Origin of the sequence: Burkholderia sp. AU31652 (assembly GCF_002223155.1) — a bacterium.
In the GTDB taxonomy this organism is placed as follows: Bacteria; Pseudomonadota; Gammaproteobacteria; order Burkholderiales; family Burkholderiaceae; genus Burkholderia.
This window is the reverse complement of sequence record NZ_NKFG01000005.1, coordinates 1,181,295-1,205,677: the sequence shown is the minus strand read 5'-3', so window position 1 is coordinate 1,205,677 and position 24,383 is coordinate 1,181,295. Positions and strand designations below refer to the sequence as shown.

The window sequence follows — 24,383 nt, the reverse complement described above, 5'->3', positions numbered from 1 at the left end:
CTTGTTCCCGGCGATCGATTCGGACTCGACGCATCCGCGTCGAATGCAGTCACCCGCGTCACCGCCGCGCGCCGATCCATCCGGCGATTTCAACGAGCCGCTTCATGTCCGGCGCCGACGCAAGATCGATCGCCAGCCGGTGCCGGTAATACGGGCCGAGATCGAGCCCGACACCCAACCCGAGCACTTCGACGCGGCCCGCCGACTCCTGGCGCGCAACCACCTGCTTCAGGTGGTTATCGAGGTAGAACGGATCGTTCGCGAGCGCCGTCGCGCCGTCCATCGGGCTGCCGTCGGAGATCACAACAAGGATCTTGCGCGCCTCCGGCCGCGCCGCGAGCCGCGCGCACGCCCATTCGACCGCTTCGCCGTCCACACCTTCGCGGAACAGATCAGCCTTGAACAGCGCGGCAATGCCCGTGCGCGCATGCCGCCAGCGGGTATCCGCGTCCTTGAACACCAGGTGGCCGGTTTCGTTGAGCCGGCCCGGATGGCGCGGCTTGCCGCGCGCGAGCCAGTCCTGCCGCGCACGGCCGCCGTTCCAGGCGAGCGTCGTGAAGCCGAGCACTTCGGTTGCGAGACCGGCGGCGTCGCCCGCGCGGGCCAGCGTGTCGACCATCAGCGCGACGCCGTCGATCCACGTCTTCATCGACCCCGAGCAGTCGATCAGGAACGCGAGCGCGCAGTCGGCATGCGGCCGCACGCGTTCGAGCCGGAACAACCGCCGTTCGGCCGGCGAGCTGACGAGTTGCGCGAGCCGGCGGCCGTCGAGGCGGCCATGCTCCTCGCCGAACGACCAGCCGTCGGCTTGCGGCACGACGAGCGCCGCGCGCAGCACACGCGCGAGCCGCGTGACGTTGATCCGCTGCGCGGCGACCTGGGCGTCGAGCCGGTCGCGATACTCGCGCAGCAGTGCCGCGCGGATCTGCGCGGCCGGTCGAAGCTCGCGATCGTAGCGCGTCGTGTATGCACGGTAGACGGCGTCGCCGCCTTGCAGCACGACGCTGTCGCCCGTCTCCACGAGTGCCGGCATATCGATGCCCGTCTCGTCGAAATCGACCCAGAGCGAGAAATTCGTCAGTGCATCGTCCTGCTCGCGTGCGTCTTCCGTCTCCGTTTCCACGACGGCTGCACGCGCATCGCGGATCATCGCCGCAATGCACTTCGCGAGCGCGAGTGCATGTTCCGCAAAGGCGCGCTGATCGTGCCGGCACCGCTTGAGCCCGGCAAGCTGCACGCCGATCTCGGGCACGATCGCCGCGCGCGATGCTTCGATCAGGTCTTCCGTCTCTTCGAGCACGGGCCAGCCCGTCAGCCGCGACCATGCGATCTGCGCGACCGTGTACACGAGAATCCCGACATGCGTATCGGCCTGCCCCGACCGGTGAAACGCGCGTGACCAGGTCTCGAAGCGATGACGCAGATTCTGCACGACACCCCGCATGGCTGGCGGCGCCAGCGACTCACAGCGCAGTTGCTCGAGCATCTCGAACAGCACGCGTTCGACCGGATCGTCGCCGGACAACGCGCGATGCAGGTCCGCATCGGAATGCAGGATGCGCAGCGCGGCACCGTCGGCCGCGCCGCGCCATGACGCGAGATCGTCGTCGGCGGCCTGCGCGCGCAGGTGCGGTGCATGGATCGGCAACGGCCGCAGGTCGCGGCACACGCGGCCCGCGCGGTAATGCAGCGCCGCGTCACGCGTCAGCGCGCGTACCGTCGACGCACCCAGCGCTTCGCGCGCCGACGCGCGGCGCGCGGCGTCGCGATCGGCGCTCACCGCCCTGCCCCCGGCTCGCCGCCGCCGGCCCGCGACGCAACCGCCAGCTCCTCGCCGAAACAGCGCTGGTAATACTCGGCGACGACCGGCCGCTCCGCGTCGTCGCACTTGTTCAGGAACGTGAGCCGGAACGCGAGCGCCGGATCGCGGAAGATCTGGCAGTTCTCGGCCCAGTTGATCACCGTGCGCGGCGACATCAGCGTCGACAGGTCGCCGGTCGCGAAGCCGTTGCGCGTCAGTTCCGCGAGGCTCACCATCGATTCGAGCAGCGGGCGGCCGGCTTCGTCCGCGAGTTCCGGCACGCGCGCCCGCACGATGCCGATCTCCTCGTCGCGCGGCAGGTAGTCGAGCGTCGCGACCACGTTCCAGCGGTCCATCTGCGCGTGGTTGAGCATCTGCGTGCCGTGGTAAAGCCCGTTCAGGTTGCCGAGCCCGACCGTGTTCGCGGTCGCGAACAGCCGGAACGACGGATGCGGGTGAATCACGCGGTTCTGGTCGAGCAGCGTGAACTTGCCGTCGCGCTCCAGAATCCGCTGGATCACGAACATCACGTCGGGCCGCCCCGCGTCGTATTCGTCGAAAATCAGCGCAACCGGGCGCTGCAATGCCCACGGCACGATTCCTTCCTGGAATTCGGTCACCTGCACGTCGTCGCGCACGACGATCGCATCCTTGCCGACGAGGTCGAGCCGGCTGATGTGGCCGTCGAGGTTCACGCGCACGCACGGCCAGTTCAGCCGTGCCGCGACCTGTTCGATATGCGTCGACTTGCCGGTGCCGTGCATCCCCTGCACGAGCACGCGGCGGTTGCGTGCGAAGCCCGCGAGGATCGCGAGCGTGACGTCCGGGTTGAAACGGTATGCATCGTCGATATCGGGTACGTGATCGTCGCGCGTGCTGAACGCGGGCACCATCAGGTCCGAATCGAACCCGAACCGTTCGCGGACCGACACCATGCAGTCCGGCTTGTTCGCCACCCCATCCATTGCGTTGCGCTCCTGTCGTTGCTGTCGTTGCTGGCCGCGCGGGCATCGATCTTCGCGCCCGCGCCGGTCGCGTTTATGGAACGATTCGTTCCGTCGCTGAAAATGCGTGCCGGGTTGCCGCGCCCACTGCCCCACGCGGCCGGCCTGCCGGGCCGTTCGGTACAATGGCCGTCATCCAGTTTCCGGAACGCCTGCCATGCTGCCCGCGGATACGCCCACGCTGCGCGCCTTCGCGCTGCTCGAACATCTCGTCCAGGCCGGCGACGCCGTGTCGCTCGCCGATCTCGTGCGTGAAGTCGATATCCCGAAGGCGTCGCTGCACCGGATGCTCGCGTCGCTCGAAGCCGGCGGCCTCGTGATCCGCGAGCCGGGCCGCAAGAACGCGTATGCGATCGGCCCGCGCCTCGCGCGGCTCGGCACCGGCGTGATGCTGCATGCGGGCGCGCGCCGGCTGCGCCACGCGATCCTCGAACGGCTCGTCGCCGATCTCGGCGAAACCTGCAACCTCACCGCGCTGCACGACACGGAAGTCGTCTATCTCGACCGCGTCGAAGCCGACTGGCCGCTGCGGCTCGACCTGAAGCCCGGCTCGCGCGTGCCCGCGCATTGCAGCGCCAGCGGCAAGCTGCTGCTGGCGCTGCTGCCGCGCGACGAACGCGCCGCGCTGGTGCGCGCACTGGCGCTGCCGCGCTACACGCCGAACACGATCTCGGACCCCGAGCTGCTCGAGGCCGAACTCGACCGCACCGCGCACAAGGGCGTCGCGATCGACAACGAGGAATTCGTCGCGGGCATCGTGTGCATCGCGGCGCCGATCGTCGGCGACGACGGCGCGTGCATCGCCGCGGTCGCCGTGCATGCACCTGTGTCGCGCGCACCGCTGTCGCGGCTGCTCGACCACGTGCCGCGTTTGCAGGAAGCGGCCCGCGCGCTCGCGGACACGTTCTAGTTCCCTCACGGCGTGGCGGCGCACGCGCAACGTCATGACGCGCGCTGGTAGTAGAGGTTCTGCGGATGCCGCGCATCCGCGAAGAAGAACCAGCGTTCCGCGACCAGCCCCGCATACTGGATCACGAACGCCGCGCCAAGCGCGACGGCGGCCGCGACCGACGTCGGCGCGAGCGCGCCCGCGCCGGTCAGCACGAACGGCACCGCGAATGCGCCGATCAGGAAGCCGGCCTTCACCGCGCGCAGCGTGCCGTTGCCCTGCCCGTGAAAGAATTCCCGCGTATTGAACGCGCTGGCCGTGAAGCCGCGCGATTTCTGCTCGACCTTGTCGCTGCGGATCCCGGTCGCGCTCTGCACGGTCGACTTCGGCCGCAGCCGCGCATTGCGTGCGAGCGACGCGAGCCGCGCCACGCCGCCCGCGAGCGTCAGCACGCAGGCAGCCACCGCAAGCCGGCCGACCAGCGCCGGCGCGAGCCACGCGGCGCACGCCGTCGCCAGCGTGCAGCCGGACGCGCAGCCGAGCAGCACGAAGTTCACGAGCGTCAGCGGGCTTGCCCATTCCTGCAGGAAGCGCAGGCACGCGTAGATCATCGCGGTGCACACGAACAGCGCAACGCTCGCGAGCGCGCCCACCGCGCCGATCCGCAACGTGCCCGGCCAGCCGAACAGGTGCGCCGCGCCATATGCGAACGCACACGCGAGAAACACCGGCAGCGCGATGCATTCGCGTGACAGCCACGACGTGCGCCACATCGCGATCGCACGCCACGCGCGTTCGGGGTGGCCGAGATGGAAGAACGACGCCAGCAGGCCGAGTGCGCCGAGCGAGACCGACAGCGCGGCGCCGGTCACGTAGAACGACGCGGCAATATCGACGCCTGCCGCGCGCGCCAGTGCCTCGACGATCACGAGCGTCAGCAACAGACCCTGCGCGGCACCGCACAGCGTGGTGAGGAAAACGACCGAAAAAGCTGGGCGCATGGGGACTCCGTTTTTTAGACTATGAGTAAGGGGCTGCGCGTTCAGCGCTGAGTCGCGAGCGACACGAGATCGATGTCGCCGCGTGCCGCGCGAGCCTCGAATGAATCGTCTTCGCCGATGCCGTTCGATGCACTGCCGCACCCGCCGCTACTTCCGCACCCGCACGATGCTTCAGTCTTCACGCGCGGCAGGTAATGGTTCGATGGCCGCGTGCCCCATTCGGGCATCAGCTGATAGCCGCCGCGTTCGCGGATCGCGCGCGACACGTCCGACTCCGGATCGTGCACGTCGCCGAACAGTCGCGCCGACGTCGGGCACGCGAGCACACAGGCCGGCTTGCGGTCGCGTTCGGGCAGCGCCTGGTTGTCGATGCGGTCCGCGCACAGCGTGCACTTCGTCATCTCCTTGCGGCCTTCGTCGAGCTCGCGCGCGCCGTACGGGCACGCCCACGCGCAGTACTTGCAGCCGATGCACTTGTCGTAGTCGACCAGCACGATCCCGTCCGACTTGCGCTTGTAGCTCGCGCCGGTCGGGCATACCGGCACGCACGGCGGATCCTCGCAGTGCAGGCACGACTTCGGGAAATGGATCGTGTCGGTCATCGGGAACACGCCCGCTTCGTACGTCTGCACGCGGTTGAAGAACGTGCCGGACGGATCGTCGTCGTACGGGCGCATATCCGCGAGACTGCCGGCTTCGCCCGACGTGTTCCATTCCTTGCAGCTCGTCACGCAGGCATGGCAGCCGACGCACACGTTCAGGTCGATGACGAGGGCCATCTGGGTCATGGTGGTGCTCCTTCGATCAGCGATCTTCAGACTTCGGGCCGGCGGACGCCGCGCGCCGCAGCCGCGCGGCGAATGCACCGGTTCCCGCGAAATACGCCTGCACGCGCTGCAGCACGCGCGGCGTGCCCGGCAGCGCCGGCATCGGCGCGAACTGCGGCAAGGTCGTCGCCGCATCGGCTTCGGCCGGATAGATCCGCACCTGCACGTCGTACCAGCCGGCCTGCCCCGTGATCGGATCGGAGTTCGACATCCGCGCACCGCCGCGCGCCGCATCCGGCAGCTCGTCGGTGATCACGTGGTTCAACAGGAAGCCGCGCTGCGACTCGCCCGCCTGCGGCCCGAGGTTCCACGCGCCGGCCGCCTTGCCGATCGCGTTCCAGGTCCATACGGTGCCGGGCTCGACCGCCTCGCTGTAGCGCGCGCGGCACCGCACCTTGCCCCACGGCGATTCGACGTAGATCCACGCGCCGTCGTCGATCTGCTGCGCGGCGGCCGTGACCGGGTTCACGAACAGGTGGTTCTCGCCATGGATCTGCCGCAGCCACGCATTCTGCGAATCCCACGAGTGATACATCGCCATCGGCCGCTGCGTGATCGCCGCGAGCGGATAGCGGCCCGCATCGGTCAGCCCGCTTTCGAGCGACCGATGCCAGAACGGCAGCGGATCGAAATAGCGCGCGATGCGCTCGCGCAGATGGTCCGGCGGCTGGCGGCCCGACGTGCGGCCTTGCGCGGCGAGCCGGAATTTCTGCATCACGTCCGAGTAGAGCTGGATCACGATCGGCACGCCGAACTTGCGCATCCCGTTGTCGACCGCCCACTGCATGTACGGGCCGTTGCAGTTGCGCATGTACTGCAGCGGCTCCGGCAGCCGGTGGTGGTACACGCAGTTGTTCTCCGCGTAGCGCTTCCACTGGTCGGGGTTCGGTTCGCCGACGACCGCCTTGTCGCCGTCCTTGCCGCGCCAGCCGATCAGGAAGCCGGTGCCGGAATCGGGCGCGGTCTGGAAATTGATGACGAAATCCGGATAGTCGCGAAACTTGCGTTGCCCGTCCGCGGTCGTGAAGGCCGGAAACTTCAGCCGGCTCGCGAGTTCGATCAGCACTTCCTGGAACGGCTTGCATTCGCCGGTCGGCGGCACGACCGGCACGCGCACCGAGTCGACCGGCCCGTCGAATTCGGAGATCGGCCGGTCGAGCACCGACATCACGTCGTGCCGTTCGAGGTAGGTCGTGTCGGGCAGGATCAGGTCGGCGAACGCCGTCATCTCCGACGCGAACGCATCGCACACGACGAGGAACGGGATCCGGTATTCGCCGTCGTCGCGCTTGTCGACCAGCATCTTGCGCACTTCCGTCGTATTCATCGACGAATTCCACGCCATGTTGGCCATGAAGATCAGCAGCGTGTCGATCGGATAGGGATCGCCGCGCCACGCATTGGTGATCACCGAATGCATGAGCCCGTGCACCGCGAGCGGGTATTCCCACGAGAACGCCTTGTCGAGCCGCGCGGGCGTGCCGTCCGGATGGACGAACAGATCCTCGGGGCCCGCGGGCCAGCCGAGCGGGCCGGTGGCGAGCGGCGTGTTCGGCCTGATCTGCGCCGGGTCGTTCGGCGGTTTCGCCGACGGCGGCACCGCGCGCGGATACGGCGCCTTGTGCCGGAAGCCGCCCGGCCGGTCGATCGTGCCGAGCAGCGACATCAGCACGGCAAGCGCGCGGATCGTCTGGAAGCCGTTCGAATGCGCGGCGAGCCCGCGCATCGCATGGAACGCGATCGGCGCGCCCTTCACCGAATCGTGTTCCTTGCCCCATGAATCCGTCCAGCGCACCGGCAGCGCGATCGCGTGGTCGCGCGCGACCGTCTCCATCTCGCGCGCCAGGCGGCGGATCGTGTCGGCCGCGATGCCGGTGATGTCGGCTGCCCATTCGGGCGTGCATTCGGCCACCTGTTCGCGCAGCAGCGTGAACGACGGCGCGACGGGCGTGCCGTCGTCGAGCGTATAGCGGCCGTCGAGCGCGGGCGCCGCGCCTTCCGTGTGATGCAGCACCGCGCGGTTCGTCTTCGTGTCCCACCACATCCGGTTCTGCGGATACAGCGCGTTGACCTCCGGCGCGCCGGCGTCGCGCACGAACAGCCCGAACGTGTCGGCGCCGTCGCGCTGGTCGATCAGCTCCGCCGCGTTCGTGAAGCGCGACACGAATTCGAGGTCGAACGCGTCGCGCGCGATCAGTTCGTGCATCAGCGCCATGAACAGCGCGCCATCGGTGCCGGGGCGAATCGGAATCCATTCGTCGGCGATCGCCGCGTAGCCGGTGCGCACCGGATTGATCGCAATGAAGCGGCCGCCCGCGCGCTTGAACTTGCCGAGCGCGATCTTCAGCGGATTCGAATGGTGGTCCTCCGCGGTGCCGATCATGAAGAACAGCTTCGCGTTGTCGAGATCGGGCCCGCCGAATTCCCAGAACGAGCCGCCGATCGTGTAGATCATCCCGGCCGCCATGTTCGCCGAGCAGAACCCGCCATGCGCCGCATAGTTCGGCGTACCGAACTGTTTCGCGAACAGGCCGGTGAGCGCCTGCATCTGGTCGCGGCCGGTGAACAGCGCAAAGCGCTTCGGGTCGGTGGCGCGCAGGTGCGCGAGACGCTTTTCGAGCACGTCGAACGCGACCTCCCACGACACCGGCTCGAACTGCGCGTCGCCGCGCTCGGCGCCCGGCTTGCGCATCAGCGGCTGCGTGAGCCGCGCGGGCGAATACTGCTTCATGATTCCGGACGAACCTTTCGCGCAGATGACGCCCTGGTTCAGCGGATGCGCGGGATTGCCGTCGATATAGCGCACCTCGCCGTCGCGCAGGTGCACGCGGATGCCGCAGCGGCACGCGCACATGTAGCACGTCGTCGTCTTGATCTCGGCCTGCTCGTCCCGCTCGCGTGCCCGATGTTCCATCGTCTGTCCTCGTTCGCGGATTCGCGGATGAGGGCGCGCCCGGCGGGCGCACCCGTGAATCGGTTCATCCATGCTATGCCGGCACGCGGCCGACATAAAGTCGCATCCTCTGATCGGTGCTATCGGTCGGCCCGATAGTTGCGCCGATAGTTGCCCCGGTCATCCATCGGCTCGGGCCGGCAGCCGCATGCACGAAGGCCCGGCACGCGGGCCGGGCCTTCGGCGTCAGGCGTTAGCGCGCATTACCCGGCATCAACGCGGCGGATAGGCGAGCAGTTCGCTGTCGTCGAGATGCTCGCGGCGGCTGCGGCGCGTGAGCCCGTAGGCGACGACCAGTACGCCGAGGCTGGCGACACCGAGCCACAGCGGCTTGCGCTGGTCGGGGATGAACGCCATCGCGACGAGGATGCCGACCATCCCGATGATCGCGACCCAGGTGAGGTACGGATACGCCCACATCTTGACGCGCAGCTTGCTGGCGGCCACCGGGTCGAGGCGCTTGCGCAGGCGCAGTTGCGAGAACGCGATCAGCACGTACACGAACAGCGCGACGGTGCCGTACGAATTGACGAGGAACGCGAACACGGTATCGGGCGACACGTACGACATCACCACCGACACGTAGCCGAACACCGTGCCAAGCAGGATCGCGCGCACCGGCACGCCGCGCTTGTTGACCTTCGCGAGCGCGGCCGGCGCGTCGCCGTGGCGGGTCAGCGCGAACAGCATCCGCGACGCCGCATAGAGGCCCGAGTTGAGCGCGGACAGCACGGCCGTCAGCACGATCGCGTTCATCACGTTGGCGGCAGCCGGCAGGCCCATCACTTCGAGTGCGCTCACGTACGGCGTGGCCATCTGATGCGAGTTCCACGGCACCAGCGCCACGACGAGCGCGACCGAGCCGACGTAGAACACCAGCACGCGCGTGATCACCGAATTGGTGGCCTTCGCAACCGCTTTCGCCGGTTCCTTCGCCTCGGCCGCCGCGATCGTGACGATCTCGGCGCCGAAGTAGAAGCCGGTCGCCGCGACCGCCCCGCTCATCACCGGCCCGATGCCGAGCGGCATGAAGCCGCCGTGGCCGAGCAGCGTCGGCAGCACCGACGTCGTGTGCATCGACGAGGGCCACAGGCCGAGCACGTAGAGGCCGCCGAGGAACAGGAACACCATGATCGCGCCGACCTTGATCGACGAGAACCAGAACTCGAACTCGCCGTAGCTGCCGACCGAGATCAGGTTCGTGAGCGTCAGCACGACCAGCAGCGCGAGGCTGATGATCCATGCGGGCGTATCGGGTAGCCAGAACTGGATCAGCTTGGCGCCGGCCACCGCTTCGAGCGCGACGACGATCACCCAGAAATACCAGTACATCCAGCCGGTCAGGAAGCCCGCCATCTTGCCGGGCCCGCGCCAGTTGCCGAACGCGAGCCGCGCGTACTCGTAGAACGAACCGACGGCCGGCATCGCGCATGCCATCTCGCCGAGCATCCGCATCACGAGCACGACGAGCCCGCCCGTGATCAGGAACGACAGGATCGCGGCCGGCCCGGTCTGCTGAATCACCACGCCGCTGCCGACGAACAGCCCGGCACCGATCACGCCGCCAAGCGCGATCATCGTCATGTGGCGCTGCTTGAGCCCACACTTCAGGTCACTCTGATTCGAGGGTTGCATGTCTTCTCCATATCCAGTTGTCCGGACGCCGCCCGCACACCACCATCGGGTGAGCGCGGGCGCCGCCGGCGACGGCGCGTGCAGGGGCGCCTGCAGCCCCGGCCGCACGGATTTCTATTGCTTTTATTGTGTTCGACAGCCCGGCGCGCGTTGTGTCACGCCGGGCGATATGCACTACGTTCAGGGCTTTTCGTCGTTCCTGAAGTAAGACAGGTAGAGCATCCGTTGCCCGAGGCGCCGGAACGGCGCGAACGGGTGGCCAGGCAGCGGCGACGTGAAGATCGGCAGCGTCTGGCGTGCGCCCTTCCCCGCGATCTGCTCGGCCAGCCGGCGGCCGGCCTGCTGCGAGTACGACACGCCGTTGCCGCCGTAGCCGAGCGCGTAGTACACCGACTGCCGCGGGTCGGGCTGGCACACGCGCGGCATCATGTCGTGGCTCACGTCGACCCAGCCCCACCATGAGTAGTCGATCTCCACGCCGCGCAGCGCGGGAAACTTGCGCGCCATCCCGTCCTTCAGCAATTCGAAGTGACGCGGGTTCGGCGCATCGTCACCGGTGATCGCGCTGCGGCTGCCGATCTGCAAGCGGCGATCCGGCAGGAAACGGTAGTAGAAGCGCAGCGTACGCGTGTCGGTCAGCACCTGCGTCGTGCGGAAATTGCACGCGTCGATCTCCGCGTCGGTGAGCGGGCGCGTGACCATCGAATTCGACAGGATCGGCATCACCTTGCTGCGCAGCGACGGATGCAGCGTCTGCGCGGTATACGCACCGGTCGCGATGCCGACCGCGCGGGCCCGCACGACGCCGCCGGGCGTGCGCAGGTGGTGCATGCCGTCGATCGTCTCGAAGCCGAGCACCGGGCTGCTCGTATGCACCTTCGCGCCGGCTTCGCGCGCGAGGCGCAGGTAGCCGAACGCGAGCTTCAGCGCGTGGATGCCGATGCCTTCCGGCTCGTGCAGCGCGCCGGCCGCTTCGTGGTCGTTGATGAATTCGCGGCGGAAGGTTTCGGCGCTCAGCAGTTCGGACGGATAGCCGAACACGTCCTTCCACACCTTCGCCTCGGCTGCGAGCTTGGCCATGATGCGCGGACGATGCGCGATCAGGAAATGGCCGCCCGGCTGCGGGTCGCAGTCGATTTCCGCCACGAGCGACTTGAAGTTCTCGAAGCCTTCGAGGATCTCGTCGTGCATCTTCAGCGCGACGTCCTTGCCCCAGCGCTCGATCCACTGCGAGCGCGACAGCCGGCCCGATGCGTTCTGCCCCTGCCCGCCGTTGCGGCTGCTGCAGCCCCAGCTCGTGCGGTTGGCTTCCAGCACGACGGCCTTGATGCCGTGGTCCCGCGCGAGGCACAGCGCGGTCGCGAGGCCCGTGTAGCCGGCGCCGATGATCGCGACGTCGACATCGAGATCGCGCGTCACGGGGCCGTCGTCGGGCGGCGGGGTGCCGGCCGTCGCGACCCAGTAGGTCGGCGCGTACTGCCGGCCGCACCCGGGCCCCGGCGACACGAGCGGATCGTAGGTCGGGTCGTAACGCGTGTCGTTCGGCCGGCCGCCGTTGAAACCGCTCGCGGTGCGTTCGATGGAAGGGGTCGACATGCTCAGACCTCCGACGCGGGCTGGCCTGCCACGCCGCAACGGGCGCGCGAGGCGATTCGACTGACTGATGCGGGGCGCACGCTCGCCGCACGGGCGAATGCTGCCGACTGCCTGTTGGTCATGCCTGTCTCCTGATCGTTCTCTTCGGGTCGATCGTGTGCAGATGCTTCAATGCGGCGATCTGTCGAGGAAAGTGTAGGCAGGCCGATTTGTCGCAGGTAGGGCCAGTCGACCGGATTCGCTTGGACCAGCGTGTGGGCGGCCGAATGGCGGGCAGCCGGTGGTGGGTCGCGATCGGCAAGGGGTGCGGCGCGGGCCTGTCACCACCGGGAAATCGATCAGCCGGCAGCATCGGACGACCTGCTGACGGCAACGGTCAGCGGCGTTGGCGTGGGCATGGGCGTTGGCGTAGCCGTGGCCGTCGTCGTGGGCTCGGGTGTCGGCTCAGGTGTGGGCACGGCACCGACCGACGACCGCCCCGCCGATACGACCCCGCGCCCCACCCCACCCGCTGTCACATCGCCCGCACCGCGACGCCGTCCACGCCGCCGCGCTTCTCGATCGCCCGCGCGGACACGATCGACAGGAGTGCAGACAACATCACGTAAACCCCGACGAGCCACGGCGCCCCGCCGTTCACGCGCAGCAGCGCGGTCGCGACGATCGGCGTGAGCCCGCTCGCGAAGATGCCCGACACCTGGTAGACGAACGAAATCCCCGTGTAACGCACGTTCGCGTCGAACAGCTCCGCGAACAGCGCGGCTTCCGGCCCGTACGCCATCGCGTAGAAGATCCCGAACGGGATCACCAGCGCGAGCCACACGGCGAGCAGGTGGGTCGACTGCGTCTGCAACAGCCAAAACGCGGGCAGCACCGACAGCCCGCACAGCGTCGCGCCCCACCGGTACACGCGCGCACGGCCGAGCCGGTCGGACAGCCCGCCGAACACCGGGATGAACACGCACATCACGACGGCCGCGCTCATCACGCCGAGCAGCGCGTCGCCGCGCGAGATCGACAGGTTGCGCGTCATGTAGCCGATCGAGAACACCGCGAACACGTTGAAGAACACGCCGTCGATATAACGCGCGCCCATCCCGAGCAGGATCGCCCGACGATAGTTGGCGAGCAGCTCGACGACCGGCAGCTTCGTATCGCGCCGCTGGCGCTTGAGCGCGACGAACTCGGGCGTATCGGCAACCCGCGTGCGGATGTAGAAGCCGACCGCCACCAGCAGCAGCGACGCCGCGAACGCGACGCGCCAGCCCCACGCGAGAAAGGCGGCGTCCGACAGCGCACGCGACAGCGCCGCGACCACGCCGGCCGCGAGGCACAGCCCGATCGCGAGCCCGATCTGCGGCAGGCTCGCATACAGCCCGCGCCGGTGCGGCGGCGCGTACTCGTAGCCTTGACATCCTCCCCCGCCTGAAGACGGGGGATTCCTGCCGCGTCTGAAACGATAATGCTTATCTCAGATCGCCTCGGCGGGTTCCTGCTTCATCGAGCGGCCCGACTGCACCGGCTCTCCACGGGCTGCAACGCGGTGTCCCCGCGCCAGAATGTTCAGAGCGCCGACGACATCGGCGTTCTCCTCGTAACTGCATTCGACACAGGCGAATTTTTCCTGCGTGGTCCGGTTATCCGCACTCACGTATCCACAAGCCGGACACGTCCGGCTTGTATTCGCGGGCGGCACCGCCACCAGCCAGCCGCCATTCCAGGCCAGCTTGTATTCCAACTGCCGCCTGAACTCGAACCACCCTTGGTCGAGGATGGCCTTATTCAGACCGGACTTGGCCCGCACGTTCTTGCCAGGCGCATCGGTGCTGCCCGCCGCCGACCTGGACATATTCCGAACCTGCAAGTCCTCGATACACACCATCGCGTGGTTTTTGCTGATCGTGGTCGTGGCCTTGTGCAGGTAGTCGCGGCGAGCATTGCCGATGCGCGTATGGATACGCTGGACTCTGGCCTTGGCTTTTTTCCAGTTATTGCTGAACTTGACCTTGCGGCTCATCGCACGTTGGCATCGACGCAGACGAGCCTCATGTTTCTTGAAACTGTTGAGCGGTGTGAGAAACGTGCCGTCGCTCATCGTGGCGAAGCGGGCAATGCCAACATCGATGCCGATCACGCTGGTGGCATCGGGCACCGGCTGCTCGACCTCGCGCTCGGTCTGAATCGAGACACACCACTTGCCCGCGTTGAAGCTGACCGTTGCGTTGCGCAGTTCGCCAAGCACGGGACGCGACAGCCTCAGCCGCATCCAGCCCAGCTTGGGCAGGAAAATGCGCCCATTGGGCTGGTCGAGCTTGAATTGCTTGGGGTCCGGGTAGCGAAAACTGTCGCGCTGGCCGCGCTTCTTGAACTTCGGAAACGCCCCTCGCTTGGCGAAGAAGTTCTTGTAGGCCCGCTCCATGTCCTTGAGGGCGTGTTGCAACGGGTGAACGGGGGCATCCTTGAGCCATGGCGTTTCGCCTCCGTTACGCCACTCCGTCAGATGCTTGGCCATTGCTACGTAGCCAATGAACTTGCCGCCCGCCTCGTAGTTCTCCTTCTGCAACGCCAGTGCCTTGTTGTAAACGAACCGGCACGATCCGGCGAAGCGGCGCATATCGCGCTGCTGCTCGCCGTTCGGCATCAGTTCGAACTTGAAGGCCTGGAGTCGTCGCATCGGACGATTGTATGTCCGGCCCACAAGAGCGAGTCAAGCCATTCGACGTGGTCGCTATTACGTCTTTCAAGTGCTACTCGAGCATTCGTAAAAGGTTGTGGGGCGGCGCGCTGGGGTCTCCGTCATATTTCGTCGGAAGTTGTGGCGAAGCGCATGTCGAAATCGTTCGCAAATACATCGACCAACAGAAAACGCCCCACCCGCCGCCCGAAAGGACCCCTACGGCGTCCGCGCTATCGTTCCCCGCCCTGAAGGACGAGGTTTAACGCGCATTCAGATCAGCACCGCGCCGCCCCACTCGCCGCCCGGGCCGATGCCCTGCAGCACGCGCAGCGTCAGCAGCAGCACCGGCGCCCACATGCCGATCTGCGCGTAGGTCGACACGAACGCGTCGCCGGCCGGAAAGTACTGCTTGTCGAACACGATGCCGGCGACCACGCCGTACAGGAAAAAGTCGTACCACTCGACGGTCGCGCCGATCACGCTGGCCGCGGCCACGCGTCGGACGACCCGGGAATCGATTGCCATGCGAGCTTCTCCAGGTAAGGATGCGCCGCAACCTGCCCCGGCGCCGTACCGGCGGGGGCATCGATGAACGCGCGGCGGCCGTCCGGGCGCAGGCGCACGGGCCACGCGGGTGATGCGTGGGCGACGCCCTACGCGAGCGCCTCGGCGGCCGGCGCGACGCTGTGGCCGCGATCGGCCGCGCGCGCGTCCTCGAGGATCATGTCGGACGCCTTCTCGGCGACCATCACGATCGGCACGTTGGTATTGCCCGATACGAGGGTCGGCATGATCGAGCAGTCGACCACGCGCAACCCGCGCGTGCCGTACACGCGCAGCCGCTCGTCGACGACCGCGAGCGGATCGCTCGCGACGCCCATTTTCGCGGTGCCGGACGGATGGAAGATCGTCTGCCCGTATTCCCGGCAGAACTCGAGCAGCTCGTCGTCAGTCTGCGCGTCCGCGCCCGGCCGCACCTCGCGCTTCATCAGCGGCGCCATCGGCTCGGTGGCCGCGACGCGGCGCGCGAAGCGCACGCCGGCCACCGTCGTGCGGCGGTCGCGCTCGGTGTCGAGATAGTTCGGCTGGATCGACGGCGCGTCGCGCGCATCGTCGGTGCGGATGCGCACGGTGCCGCGCGATTCGGGCCGCAGCTGGCAGATCGAATACGTGCAGCCGGGAAACGGATGCACGCTGCCGCCGGCCGAATCGGCCGACAGCGTCGAGAAATGGAACTGGATGTCCGGCGTCGCCGATTCGTCCGGCAGCGCACGGCAGAACATCCCGCCCTGGTTGATGCCGATCGCGAGCGGGCCGCCGCGGAACAGCGCCCACTGCAGCCCCATCTTCGCGCGACCGATCCACGAGTGCAGTTCGTCATTGGTCGTGATCGGCTTCGTCACTTCATAGATCAGACGAATCTGCAGGTGATCCTGCAGGTTCTCGCCGACGCCCGCGCGATCGGCGACGACCGGAATCCCGTGCCGGTTCAAGAGCGCGGCCGGCCCGACGCCCGACACCTGCAGCAGTTGCGGCGATTGCAGCGCGCCGGCCGCGAGAATCACCTCGCGCAGCGCGCGCACCTCATGCACCTTGCCATGCTGGACGTACCGCACGCCGGACGCCTGCGCGCCGTCGAACAGCACCTTCAGCGCCTGCGCATCGGTTTCGACATGCAGGTTCGGCCGCCCGCGCGCGGGCTTCAGGTACGCCACCGCCGTCGAGCAGCGCAGCCCGTTGCGCGTGGTGAGCTGGTAATAGCCGACGCCTTCCTGGTCACCCGTGTTGAAATCGTCGACCGTGCGCACGCCGAACCGGTTCGACGCGGCCACGAACGCATCGACGAGTTCGTGCCGCTGCCGAATCGCGGACGCCCACAGCGGGCCGCCGGTGCCGCGCGTGGGCCCGTCGCCCAGCGTGTTGTGTTCGAGCTTGCGGAAATACGGCAGGCACTCGCGCCAGCTCCAGCCGCGATTGCCGAGTGCGGCCCAATGGTCGTAGTCCTGCTGCTGCCCGCGCACGTAGATCAGCCCGTTGATCGAGCTGCAGCCGCCGAGCGTGCGGCCGCGCGGCCAGTACAGGCGGCGGTTGTGCATGTTCGGATCGGGATCGGTATGGAAGCCCCAGTTGTACACGGGATGAAACATCGTCTTGCCGTACCCGATCGGCACGTGGATCCACATGTAGCGGTCGGCGGGGCCCGCTTCCAGCAGGCACACCGTATGGCGGCCGCCGTCGGACAGCCGGTTGGCGAGGACGCAACCGGCCGATCCCGCGCCGACCACGACATAGTCGAAGCTGCGTGTCATTCGTGTCTCCGTTCCGGGGTTTTGGAAAAATCCGGTATGTTTCGTCCAAATTTATTGAGCACACGGAACGCATACAAGCCGATTTATTGTCCACGCCGCGAATGTGGTACAAAAACCGTTCAATTCGTTTCATTTCCCTCGCACACACCATGCCGGGACGCACGCCGATCCCGACGGAGGAGACACATGCGCGAAACCGCCCCCGCGCCGCCCGATGGCGCGCCCGCCGACGACGCGCGCGTCCTGCGCGCGCTCGCGGTGCTCGAAGCGCTCGCGTCGGCCGGTCAGCCCTACACGCTGTCGCAGCTCGCCGCGCGGCTGCATATCCCGAAGGCGACGCTGCTGCGCCTGATCGAATCGCTCGAAACGCGCGGCTACGTGATCCACATGCCCGACTCGCGCGGCCACGATCGCGGCATCGCGCTGGGCCCGCGCGCCGCGCAGTTCGCGCTCGCGGCGCTGTCGAACAACACCTTCACGCGCGGCTGCCGCTCGGTGCTGCGCTCGCTCGTCGACGTGCTTGGCGAAACCTGCAACCTCACCGCGCTCGACGGCGACACGGTGCTGTACGTCGAACGCGTCGAGACGACCGAGCCGCTACGGCTCGAGATGCGGCCCGGCATGCGCGTGCCGCTGCATTGCACGGCGAGCGGCAAGCTGTTCCTGTCGCAGCTGAATGCGCTGGAGCGCAACGCGATGCTCGCGCGGCTCACGCTGAAGAAGATGACCTACCGGACGCTGACCGATGCGCAGTTGCTCGCGGCCGAGCTCGACCGGCTCGCCGCGCGCGGCGTCGGGATCGACAACGAGGAATTCGTGCGCGGGATGGTGGCGGTTGCAGTGCCGGTGAAGGAGGCAGCAAGCGGTCGCGTGCTCGCGGCGCTCGCCGTGCATGCGCCGACCGCGCGCGCGACGCTCAACGACCTGCTGGAGAACGTGCCGAAGATGCGGGAAGCGGCGACGCGGCTCGCGCCGCTGCTGCATGCGGCTGAGGGTGCGCCGCCGGGTTGATGCGGCCGCGCGCGGTCGCACCGCTATGCCGCCACACGTTCACGCGAGGTGGTAGCGCAGCCAGAAAGTTTCGCGGCAGGCGTTGTCGAACGTCATCCGCGTCGGGCCGATCGCATGCGCATCGGGATGGCAGAGCACGTCGTAGTCGATCCAGCATTCCGCGCACAGCAGGTCGGACGGCGCGCGGTCCTGCTCGACCGAGCGACGCACGATCGCGCCGTTGTCGAAGCGGTATTCGGTTTCGTCGCGCGTGACTTCGACGTCGTCGTCGGTCCAGCGGTCGTGCGACGTCGTGTGCGACACGATCGACACGGGGCCCGAGAGTCCGTGGATCGCGGCGACGTAGGAAATAAGCTTGTCCATGGCGAGGCGGCAAGGAAACAGATGGCCGCATCGCGCAACGCATGCTCTGCGATACGGCCCGAGCGGCGAGTATAGCCGCGCGCCGAAGACCTTGCCGCCGGCGGGGTTTCGCGCGCTACGCCTCCAGCGCCAGCAACGCGAACGTCGCGAGCCAGTGCTCGCCCATGTAGTCGCCGGCCACGTGCGCGAGTGCGCTCGCGAGATGCCGGTCGGCCGCGTCGAGCAGCTTCGCGCGCCGCGCATCGCCTTCCGGCAGCGCCCCGGCCAGCGCACGCTGGCACCACGCGCGGCTCAGGTTCAGCCCGTCGAGGTGCGCGATCTTGCCGTCGCTGCGATCACTGACCGTCGCCGGCTCGAACAGCGTCGCCGGCTCGCCGCGCGCGAGATCGGGCAGGAAGCGCGCGAACCAGCCGTCGAATTCGGCAGCCGGCAGCACGCGCCGCATCAGCTCCGCCTCCATCAGCGCGGGCGACAGGAATTCGTCGCCCGACGGCTCCCACGCCTGGCATGCGACATCGTTCAGGTGCCAGCGCTTCGCGGTATCGACGATCAGCGCCGCGAGCCCGTCGCGCTGCGTGTCGCGCGCGAAGTCGAGCGTGAGCGCCAGCGCGAACGCGGTGTTGAAGTGCGTGCCGACGCGCAGCGGATAGGTCGCTTTCGGCAGGAAGGTCTCGAAGCGCGACACGAACAGGTCGGTCAGCGGCGCCATCGTCTTCGCCCAGCGCGCGGCCTGCGGCATCGCCCCCTTCAGCGCGAGCCGCTCCAGTTGCGCGGACAGCGCGAGCAGCCACGCCCAGCCGTACGGCCGCTCGAAACCGGCGTTGTGCGGCCGCGCGAGATACGCGCGCTCGCCGGCGACGTTCGCGTCGGTGAAGTGCGCGTCGACGATCGCGACGATGCGTTCGGCCTCCGGCAATGCCGGATAGCGTTCGAGCACGCGCAGCACGAGCCAGTAGCCGTGCACGCACGAGTGCCAGTCGTAGCTGCCGTAGAAGATCGGGTGCAGCGCGCGCGGCCCCTGCACGTCGTGCGGACCTTCGAGCGAATGCGTGAGCTTGTTCGGATATTCGCGGGTCAGGTGCGCGAGCGCGAGCGACGCGAATTTCGAGGCGAGTTCGGGGGTCAGTCGGTCGGTCATGGGGATCTCGTCAGAAGCGGAATGCGAACGCGTACATCAGCAGCGTGTTCACGGCGAGCAGCAGCAAGGCCGTCGGCCACTGGACCTTGATCACGCCATTCTTGTCCTTCAGTTCGAGCAGCGCCGCCGGCACGATGTTGAAGTTCGCGGCCATCGGCGTCATCAGCGTACCGCAGAAGCCGCTCAGCATCCCGATCGCGCCGACGATCGCCGGGTTGCCGTGGAACTGGTGGACGATCAGCGGCAGGCCGATGCCGGCCGTCATCACGGGGAACGCGGCGAAGCCGTTGCCCATGATCATCGTGAACAACGCCATGCCGACCGTGTAGGCCGCGACCACCGCGAACGGCGAATCGATCGGCACCCACGCCTTCACGAGCCCCGACACCACGCCGCCGACACCGGCCACGGCGAACAGCGCGCCGAGCGCCGCGAGCATCTGCGGCAGGATCGCGGCCCAGCCGACCGCGTCCATCGTGTGGCGTGCCTCCTTCACCGCATGCACGGGCGAATCGCGCAGCATCGCGAGCGCGACGGCGAACGCGACGAGCGTGCCGAGCACGAGCGAGATCAGCGTCACGCTCTTCTGCTCGACGAACGGCACGAGCTTCAACGCGAACGTGCCGATCAGCGTGACGACCGGAATCAGCAGCGCGGGCAGGAACAATTTGTTGCCGAAACGCTGCGCGAGCGTCTCGCGCCGCACGGCCGCCGCTTCCCCGGCTTCGTCGGACGTGCCGCGCCCGAGCTTGCCCGAACCGGCGATCACCGCGAGCGCGATCGCGAGGCAGCCCGTCACGAAATGCGGCAGCAGCGCGCCGAACAGGAACGTGAGCGCGTAGATCGCCCAGAACGCGAAATTGACGATGCGGCGCGGGTTCGTGCGATCGGTCAGGTTGAAGAAGGCGAACGCGGCGAACATCAGCCCCGCGAGCGTGTACAGCGATTCGAGGCCGATCATCGCGCGCCCTCCTGCGCCACCAGGCCGAAGCCGCGCGTGAGCCGGCGGTCGAGCAGCGCGAGGCGCGTGCAGTGGATCAGGAGTGCGGCGATCGCGGTCGGGATCGCCCACACCGACAGGTGCAGCGGCTCGATGGCGATGCCGTTCTGTTCGAGAAAGCCCTTGATCAGCAGGATCGACTGGATCGCGATGAAGATGTCCTCGCCGAAGAACACGGCGACGTTGTCGGCGCCCGATGCATGCGCGCGGATCTGCTGGCGCACCGATTCGGGCAGCTCGCCATGCCGGTTGACCGCGGCGGCCTCGGCCATCGGCGCGATCAGCGGCCGCACCATCTGCGCATGGCCGCCGAGCGACGTGAGACCGAGCGCGGCCGTCGCCTGGCGCAGCACGAAGTACAGCATCAGCACGCGGCCCGTGGTCGCCGCCTGCACGCGCGAGATCATCCGCTTCGCCTGCTCCTTGAGCCCGTTGCGCTCGAGCAGCGCGATCACCGGCAGCGTCAGCCAGATGAGCCCCATGTAGCGGTTTTCGGTGAACGCCTTGCCGAACGCGCTGACGATGTCGACGAGATTCAGCCCGCCCGCCAGCCCCGTCGCGAGCCCCGCGATCGTGACCACCAGCAGCGCATTGAAGCGCAGCGCAAAACCGATCACGACGATCGGCACCCCAATCAGCACCAGCATTGCTCCTCCTTGTGTCGAATGCACGGCGCCTTGGCAACGCGCCGCCTGCCCGGTTTGGACCGGGCTCTGACGGCGCAATCTAACACGAGACTTTATCGACAAAAAGTCGACAATTTACTGCTCCGGGTAAACGTTGAAGTGTGCGAACGCCGTGCCCGGGCCAGGTGTCGGTGGAGTTTCATCGGAGGAAACGGGGGACGCGAACGCGCCGGTTGCGGCACGCGCGTCAGCGCCCCGGTCGGCGGCATGCAGCGGCCCGCCGCGCGTGGCGGAGCCCCGGTGCGCCGACTACACTGGAAAGCATCGGCAACGGACGGGAGAGCCGCCATGATTGACGTATTCCAGACCATCGGCAGCCGCGCGTTCTCCGCTCATCTGGCGAAGGACGGGATGGTGACGCTGATGGAGCAACGCCATGAGGTCGATCGCGTGACGCTCGCGACCGCGTATGCCGCGCTCGTCGAGGAGTCCGAGCAGGAAGCCGACCTGCTCGACGCGACCGTCGAAGGCATGATGCGCGCGTTGATCCAGGGGTACGCGCGCAGCCATTGACGGTGCGGCCCTCGCCCGTCGAAGCGGATGACGGGCGGGCGCGGGCGCTACGCGGCCGGCGTACCGGCGCCCATGTCGAACCACCGGCCCGCGCGCAGTTGCCGGTAGTCGGCCTGTGTGAAGATCCTCAGCAGGTTCGCGACCGCGCCGTTGCTGGCGCGGTCGAGTTCCGTCATGAACGCTTCGACCTCGTCGCGGCCGGCAAACAGGATCGTGCGAAAGTAGCGTTCGCGTTCCGCGTCGGACAGGTTCGTTGCGCGCAGCTGGTACGGATGGTGAAGCGCCGCGAACAGGAAGTAAAAGCGCTCGGCGTCGTCGCACAGCACGCGCACCGCGTCCGGATCGACCGGAAAATCGCGGTGGAACGACGCATGCCCGCTCTCGATGGGGATCCGGTACAGCAAGCGGCCGTCGTGCTCGGTCACGACCGGCGCGTACGGATCGCGGCTGACCAGCAGGGTATCGGGCACGGTCATCCGGCATTCTCCCCCGTCATTATTATCGAAGCCGCCACGGTAACATGCCGGCTTGCGCGGCCGGTCGTGCCGAAACCGCCGGACCGGCATGCGCGGGCCGACCCGGCTCCCCTGCTGTCGGCAAACACCGCGTCGTCATAGAGGAAACGCACTGAAACGGCACCATGCGCGAATTTTTCGATTGCCGCCGCCCGCGCCGCATGACAGCATGCGGGCGTCGCCAACCCAAAAGAATGCCGTGCCGTCCGGCCGCCGATGCCGTCCGGCGGCGCCGAACAGGCAGCCCCTTCCATGAACCCGGCCCACCTCCAACACTACGAACCGACCGGAGAATTCCGCTTGTGAACATCGGCATCGTCAACGACCTCCCGCTTGCCGTCGAGGCGATGCGCCGCGCGATCGCGCGCCGGCCCGAGCACCGCGTGCTGTGGGTCGCGACCGACGGCGCGCAAGCCGTCGAGCTGTGCGCCGCGCAGCCGCCCGACGTCGTGCTGATGGACCTGATCATGCCGAAATTCGACGGGATCGAAGCGACGCGGCGGATCATGCGATCCGAACGACCGTGCGCGATCCTGATCGTGACGAGCTGCATCGGCGCGAATGCCTGGCGCGTGTTCGAGGCAATGGGCGCCGGCGCGCTCGACGCGGTCGATACGCCGCGGCTCGGCGACGGCGCGGCCGGCGACACGACCCGCCTGCTGCTCGCGAAGATCGACCAGATCGGCCGCCTGCTCGACGCGCCCGGCGGCACGCGCGTCGCCGGCACGGCCTCCCGCGCCGGCGGCGGCCCGCTGGTCGCGATCGGCGCATCGGCCGGCGGCCCCGGCGCGCTCGCGTCGGTGCTCGGCGGCCTGCCGGCCGATTTCAGCGCCCCGATCGTGATCGTCCAGCACGTCGACCGCGCGTTCGCCGAAGGCATGGCGCAATGGCTCGACGGCCAGACACCGCTCGCCGTGCGCGTCGCGCGCGAAGGCGACCGCCCGCAGCCGGGCGTCGCGCTGCTCGCCGCGACCGACGACCACCTGCGCATCACCCGTGCCGGCACGCTCGAATACACGCGCGAGCCGGCCGCCACGCCGTATCGCCCGTCGGTCGACGTGTTCTTCAACAGCCTGACCGAGCACTGGCCCGGCCGCGTGATCGGCGTGCTGCTCACCGGCATGGGCCGCGACGGCGCGATCGGCCTGAAGGCGCTGCGGATGAAGGGCTACCATACGATCGCGCAGGACGAGGCGACGAGCGCCGTCTACGGCATGCCGAAAGCGGCCGCGACACTCGGCGCGGCGCGCGCGATCCTGCCGCTCGGGCGCATCGCGGGCGAGCTGGCGGCGCTCGCGAAAATCTGAGCCCGACGATGAACACGCGCAACACCCATGCCTGCTCCTGCAACAACCGCAACAACCCGCGTCGATCATGACCATTGACCTGACTCGCCCGCCAGGCGGCCCCTATACGCCGCCCGTCGACGTGCCGGCGATGGTGCTGCTGGTCGATGACCAGACGATCGTCGCGGAAGCCGTGCGGCGTGCGCTCGTCGACGAGGAAGGCATCGATTTCCACTACTGCCCACGTTCGGACGACGCGATGGCCACCGCGATCGAGACGCGGCCGACCGTGATCCTGCAGGACCTCGTGATGCCCGGCACCGACGGGCTGAGCCTCGTGAAGGCGTACCGCGCGAATCCGGCGACGCGCGACGTGCCGATCATCGTGCTGTCGACGCAGGAAGAGCCCGTGATCAAGAGCGCCGCGTTCGCGGCCGGCGCGAACGACTACCTCGTGAAGCTGCCCGACCGCATCGAGCTCGTCGCGCGGGTGCGCTACCACTCGCGCTCGTACATGAACCTGCTGCAGCGCGACGAGGCCTACCGCGCGCTGCGGCAATCGCAGCAGCAGTTGCTCGAAGCCAATCTCGAGCTGCGGCGCCTCACGCATTCCGACGGCCTGACCGGGCTGTCGAACCGGCGCTATCTCGACGAATACCTCGCCGCGGAATGGCGGCGCGGCACGCGCGAGCGCAGCGAACTGTCGCTGCTGATGATCGACGTCGACAACTTCAAGCTGTACAACGACACGTACGGCCACGTGTCGGGCGACAGCGTGCTCAAGCAGATCGCGTCGACCATCGAGCGCTGCCTCGGCCAGTCGGGCGATCTCGCCGCGCGTTTCGGCGGCGAGGAATTCGCGGTCGTGATGCCGGCCACGTCGCCGGGCGCCGCGCGGCTGCTCGGCGAGAAGATCCGCCTCGCGGTCGAGGCGCTGCGGCTGCGGCACGCGCATTCGTCGACGGGCAACACCGTGACGATCAGCATCGGCGGCGCGAGCATCGTGCCGATGCCCGGCCTGCCGACGACGCTGCTGATCGAAGCGGCCGACCGTGCGCTCTATCGCGCGAAGCACGCAGGCAAGAACCGCGTCGAGATCGATGCGACGCCGACGGCGCCGGTCCCCGGCGGGTTCGGCGGGCCGCCCGTCGACTGAGCGCCGAACGCCGAACGCGCGTC

General features: G+C 68.1%; 20 protein-coding genes and 2 pseudogenes. 6 read left to right on the top strand and 16 right to left on the bottom strand.

Features of this window, described 5'->3' with window-relative positions:
- Window positions 1–58: 58 nt before the first annotated feature.
- Window positions 59–1,780, bottom strand: a complete 1,722-nt coding sequence (locus tag CFB40_RS23010) for a cobaltochelatase CobT-related protein (protein ID WP_089432473.1) — start codon at window positions 1,778–1,780, stop codon at window positions 59–61.
- Window positions 1,777–2,766 carry an AAA family ATPase gene (locus CFB40_RS23005; protein ID WP_089427827.1) on the bottom strand — a complete coding sequence of 330 codons (990 nt, stop codon included), beginning with the start codon at window positions 2,764–2,766 and terminating at the stop codon, window positions 1,777–1,779. Before CFB40_RS23005 ends, CFB40_RS23010 begins: the two co-directional genes overlap by 4 nt.
- Before the next feature lie 196 nt (window positions 2,767–2,962).
- Between CFB40_RS23005 and CFB40_RS23000 the strand changes: the two genes are divergently transcribed.
- Window positions 2,963–3,715 carry an IclR family transcriptional regulator gene (locus CFB40_RS23000; RefSeq protein ID WP_089432472.1) on the top strand — a complete coding sequence of 251 codons (753 nt, stop codon included), beginning with the start codon at window positions 2,963–2,965 and terminating at the stop codon, window positions 3,713–3,715.
- A gap of 32 nt (window positions 3,716–3,747) precedes the next feature.
- On the opposite strand, the gene CFB40_RS22995 is transcribed toward CFB40_RS23000, so the two are convergent.
- The 7 genes and pseudogenes from CFB40_RS22995 to CFB40_RS22955 form a co-directional block, all read right to left on the bottom strand.
- Window positions 3,748–4,695, bottom strand: coding sequence for a dimethyl sulfoxide reductase anchor subunit family protein (locus tag CFB40_RS22995; RefSeq protein ID WP_089432471.1), 948 nt, complete (start codon window positions 4,693–4,695; stop codon window positions 3,748–3,750).
- Window positions 4,696–4,736: 41 nt separating this feature from the next.
- Window positions 4,737–5,483 (bottom strand): 4Fe-4S dicluster domain-containing protein, encoded by a 747-nt coding sequence (locus CFB40_RS22990; RefSeq protein WP_089432470.1) that lies wholly within the window; start codon window positions 5,481–5,483, stop codon window positions 4,737–4,739.
- Window positions 5,484–5,499: 16 nt separating this feature from the next.
- Window positions 5,500–8,436, bottom strand: a complete 2,937-nt coding sequence (locus CFB40_RS22985) for a molybdopterin oxidoreductase family protein (protein WP_089432469.1) — start codon at window positions 8,434–8,436, stop codon at window positions 5,500–5,502.
- 252 nt (window positions 8,437–8,688) lie between these two features.
- A complete protein-coding gene (locus tag CFB40_RS22980) occupies window positions 8,689–10,110 on the bottom strand; it encodes an amino acid permease (RefSeq protein ID WP_089432468.1) in 1,422 nt (473 codons plus the stop codon).
- Window positions 10,111–10,290: 180 nt separating this feature from the next.
- Window positions 10,291–11,706: an NAD(P)/FAD-dependent oxidoreductase gene (locus CFB40_RS22970; RefSeq protein ID WP_089432467.1), complete on the bottom strand. Its 1,416-nt coding sequence runs from the start codon at window positions 11,704–11,706 to the stop codon at window positions 10,291–10,293.
- A 514-nt stretch (window positions 11,707–12,220) separates the two neighbouring features.
- A pseudogene (locus CFB40_RS22960) lies at window positions 12,221–13,114 on the bottom strand (MFS transporter); the annotation flags it as partial.
- Window positions 13,115–13,177: 63 nt separating this feature from the next.
- A complete protein-coding gene (locus tag CFB40_RS22955) occupies window positions 13,178–14,380 on the bottom strand; it encodes an RNA-guided endonuclease InsQ/TnpB family protein (protein ID WP_089432466.1) in 1,203 nt (400 codons plus the stop codon).
- 11 nt (window positions 14,381–14,391) lie between these two features.
- Here CFB40_RS22955 and CFB40_RS39505 point away from each other — a divergent pair, with 11 nt between their 5' ends.
- Window positions 14,392–14,646 (top strand): transposase, encoded by a 255-nt coding sequence (locus CFB40_RS39505; RefSeq protein WP_373452686.1) that lies wholly within the window; start codon window positions 14,392–14,394, stop codon window positions 14,644–14,646.
- A 10-nt stretch (window positions 14,647–14,656) separates the two neighbouring features.
- Here the strand turns inward: CFB40_RS39505 and CFB40_RS22945 are convergent.
- Both CFB40_RS22945 and CFB40_RS22940 read right to left on the bottom strand, forming a co-directional pair.
- Window positions 14,657–14,908, bottom strand: a pseudogene (locus tag CFB40_RS22945) (MFS transporter); the annotation flags it as partial.
- Window positions 14,909–15,036: 128 nt separating this feature from the next.
- Entirely contained in the window at window positions 15,037–16,692 is a 1,656-nt protein-coding gene (locus tag CFB40_RS22940) for a GMC family oxidoreductase (RefSeq protein WP_089432465.1), read from the bottom strand.
- A gap of 186 nt (window positions 16,693–16,878) precedes the next feature.
- On the opposite strand from CFB40_RS22940, the gene CFB40_RS22935 reads away from it, so the two are divergent.
- The gene (locus CFB40_RS22935) at window positions 16,879–17,703 is read left to right on the top strand and encodes an IclR family transcriptional regulator (protein ID WP_089432464.1); all 825 of its coding nucleotides are present in this window, start codon (window positions 16,879–16,881) and stop codon (window positions 17,701–17,703) included.
- Window positions 17,704–17,742: 39 nt separating this feature from the next.
- On the opposite strand, the gene CFB40_RS22930 is transcribed toward CFB40_RS22935, so the two are convergent.
- The 4 genes from CFB40_RS22930 to CFB40_RS22915 all read right to left on the bottom strand — a co-directional run bounded on the left by CFB40_RS22930 (window position 17,743) and on the right by CFB40_RS22915 (window position 20,851).
- Window positions 17,743–18,066 carry a hypothetical protein gene (locus tag CFB40_RS22930; RefSeq protein ID WP_089432463.1) on the bottom strand — a complete coding sequence of 108 codons (324 nt, stop codon included), beginning with the start codon at window positions 18,064–18,066 and terminating at the stop codon, window positions 17,743–17,745.
- 115 nt (window positions 18,067–18,181) lie between these two features.
- Entirely contained in the window at window positions 18,182–19,204 is a 1,023-nt protein-coding gene (locus CFB40_RS22925; protein ID WP_089427839.1) for a DUF2891 domain-containing protein, read from the bottom strand.
- Window positions 19,205–19,214: 10 nt separating this feature from the next.
- Window positions 19,215–20,165 (bottom strand): DUF979 domain-containing protein, encoded by a 951-nt coding sequence (locus CFB40_RS22920; RefSeq protein ID WP_089432462.1) that lies wholly within the window; start codon window positions 20,163–20,165, stop codon window positions 19,215–19,217.
- On the bottom strand, window positions 20,162–20,851 hold the full coding sequence (locus CFB40_RS22915; protein WP_089432461.1) for a DUF969 domain-containing protein: 690 nt from the start codon (window positions 20,849–20,851) through the stop codon (window positions 20,162–20,164). The genes CFB40_RS22920 and CFB40_RS22915 overlap by 4 nt, the downstream gene beginning before the upstream one ends.
- 327 nt (window positions 20,852–21,178) lie before the next feature.
- Between CFB40_RS22915 and CFB40_RS22910 the strand changes: the two genes are divergently transcribed.
- Window positions 21,179–21,403, top strand: a complete 225-nt coding sequence (locus CFB40_RS22910; protein WP_039357299.1) for a hypothetical protein — start codon at window positions 21,179–21,181, stop codon at window positions 21,401–21,403.
- 47 nt (window positions 21,404–21,450) lie between these two features.
- Here the strand turns inward: CFB40_RS22910 and CFB40_RS22905 are convergent, their stop codons facing one another.
- Window positions 21,451–21,879, bottom strand: coding sequence for a hypothetical protein (locus CFB40_RS22905; protein WP_089432460.1), 429 nt, complete (start codon window positions 21,877–21,879; stop codon window positions 21,451–21,453).
- A gap of 341 nt (window positions 21,880–22,220) precedes the next feature.
- On the opposite strand from CFB40_RS22905, the gene CFB40_RS22900 reads away from it, so the two are divergent.
- Both CFB40_RS22900 and CFB40_RS22895 read left to right on the top strand, forming a co-directional pair.
- On the top strand, window positions 22,221–23,225 hold the full coding sequence (locus CFB40_RS22900) for a chemotaxis response regulator protein-glutamate methylesterase (RefSeq protein WP_089427843.1): 1,005 nt from the start codon (window positions 22,221–22,223) through the stop codon (window positions 23,223–23,225).
- 67 nt (window positions 23,226–23,292) lie between these two features.
- The gene (locus CFB40_RS22895; RefSeq protein ID WP_089427844.1) at window positions 23,293–24,360 is read left to right on the top strand and encodes a diguanylate cyclase; all 1,068 of its coding nucleotides are present in this window, start codon (window positions 23,293–23,295) and stop codon (window positions 24,358–24,360) included.
- Window positions 24,361–24,383: the final 23 nt, after the last annotated feature.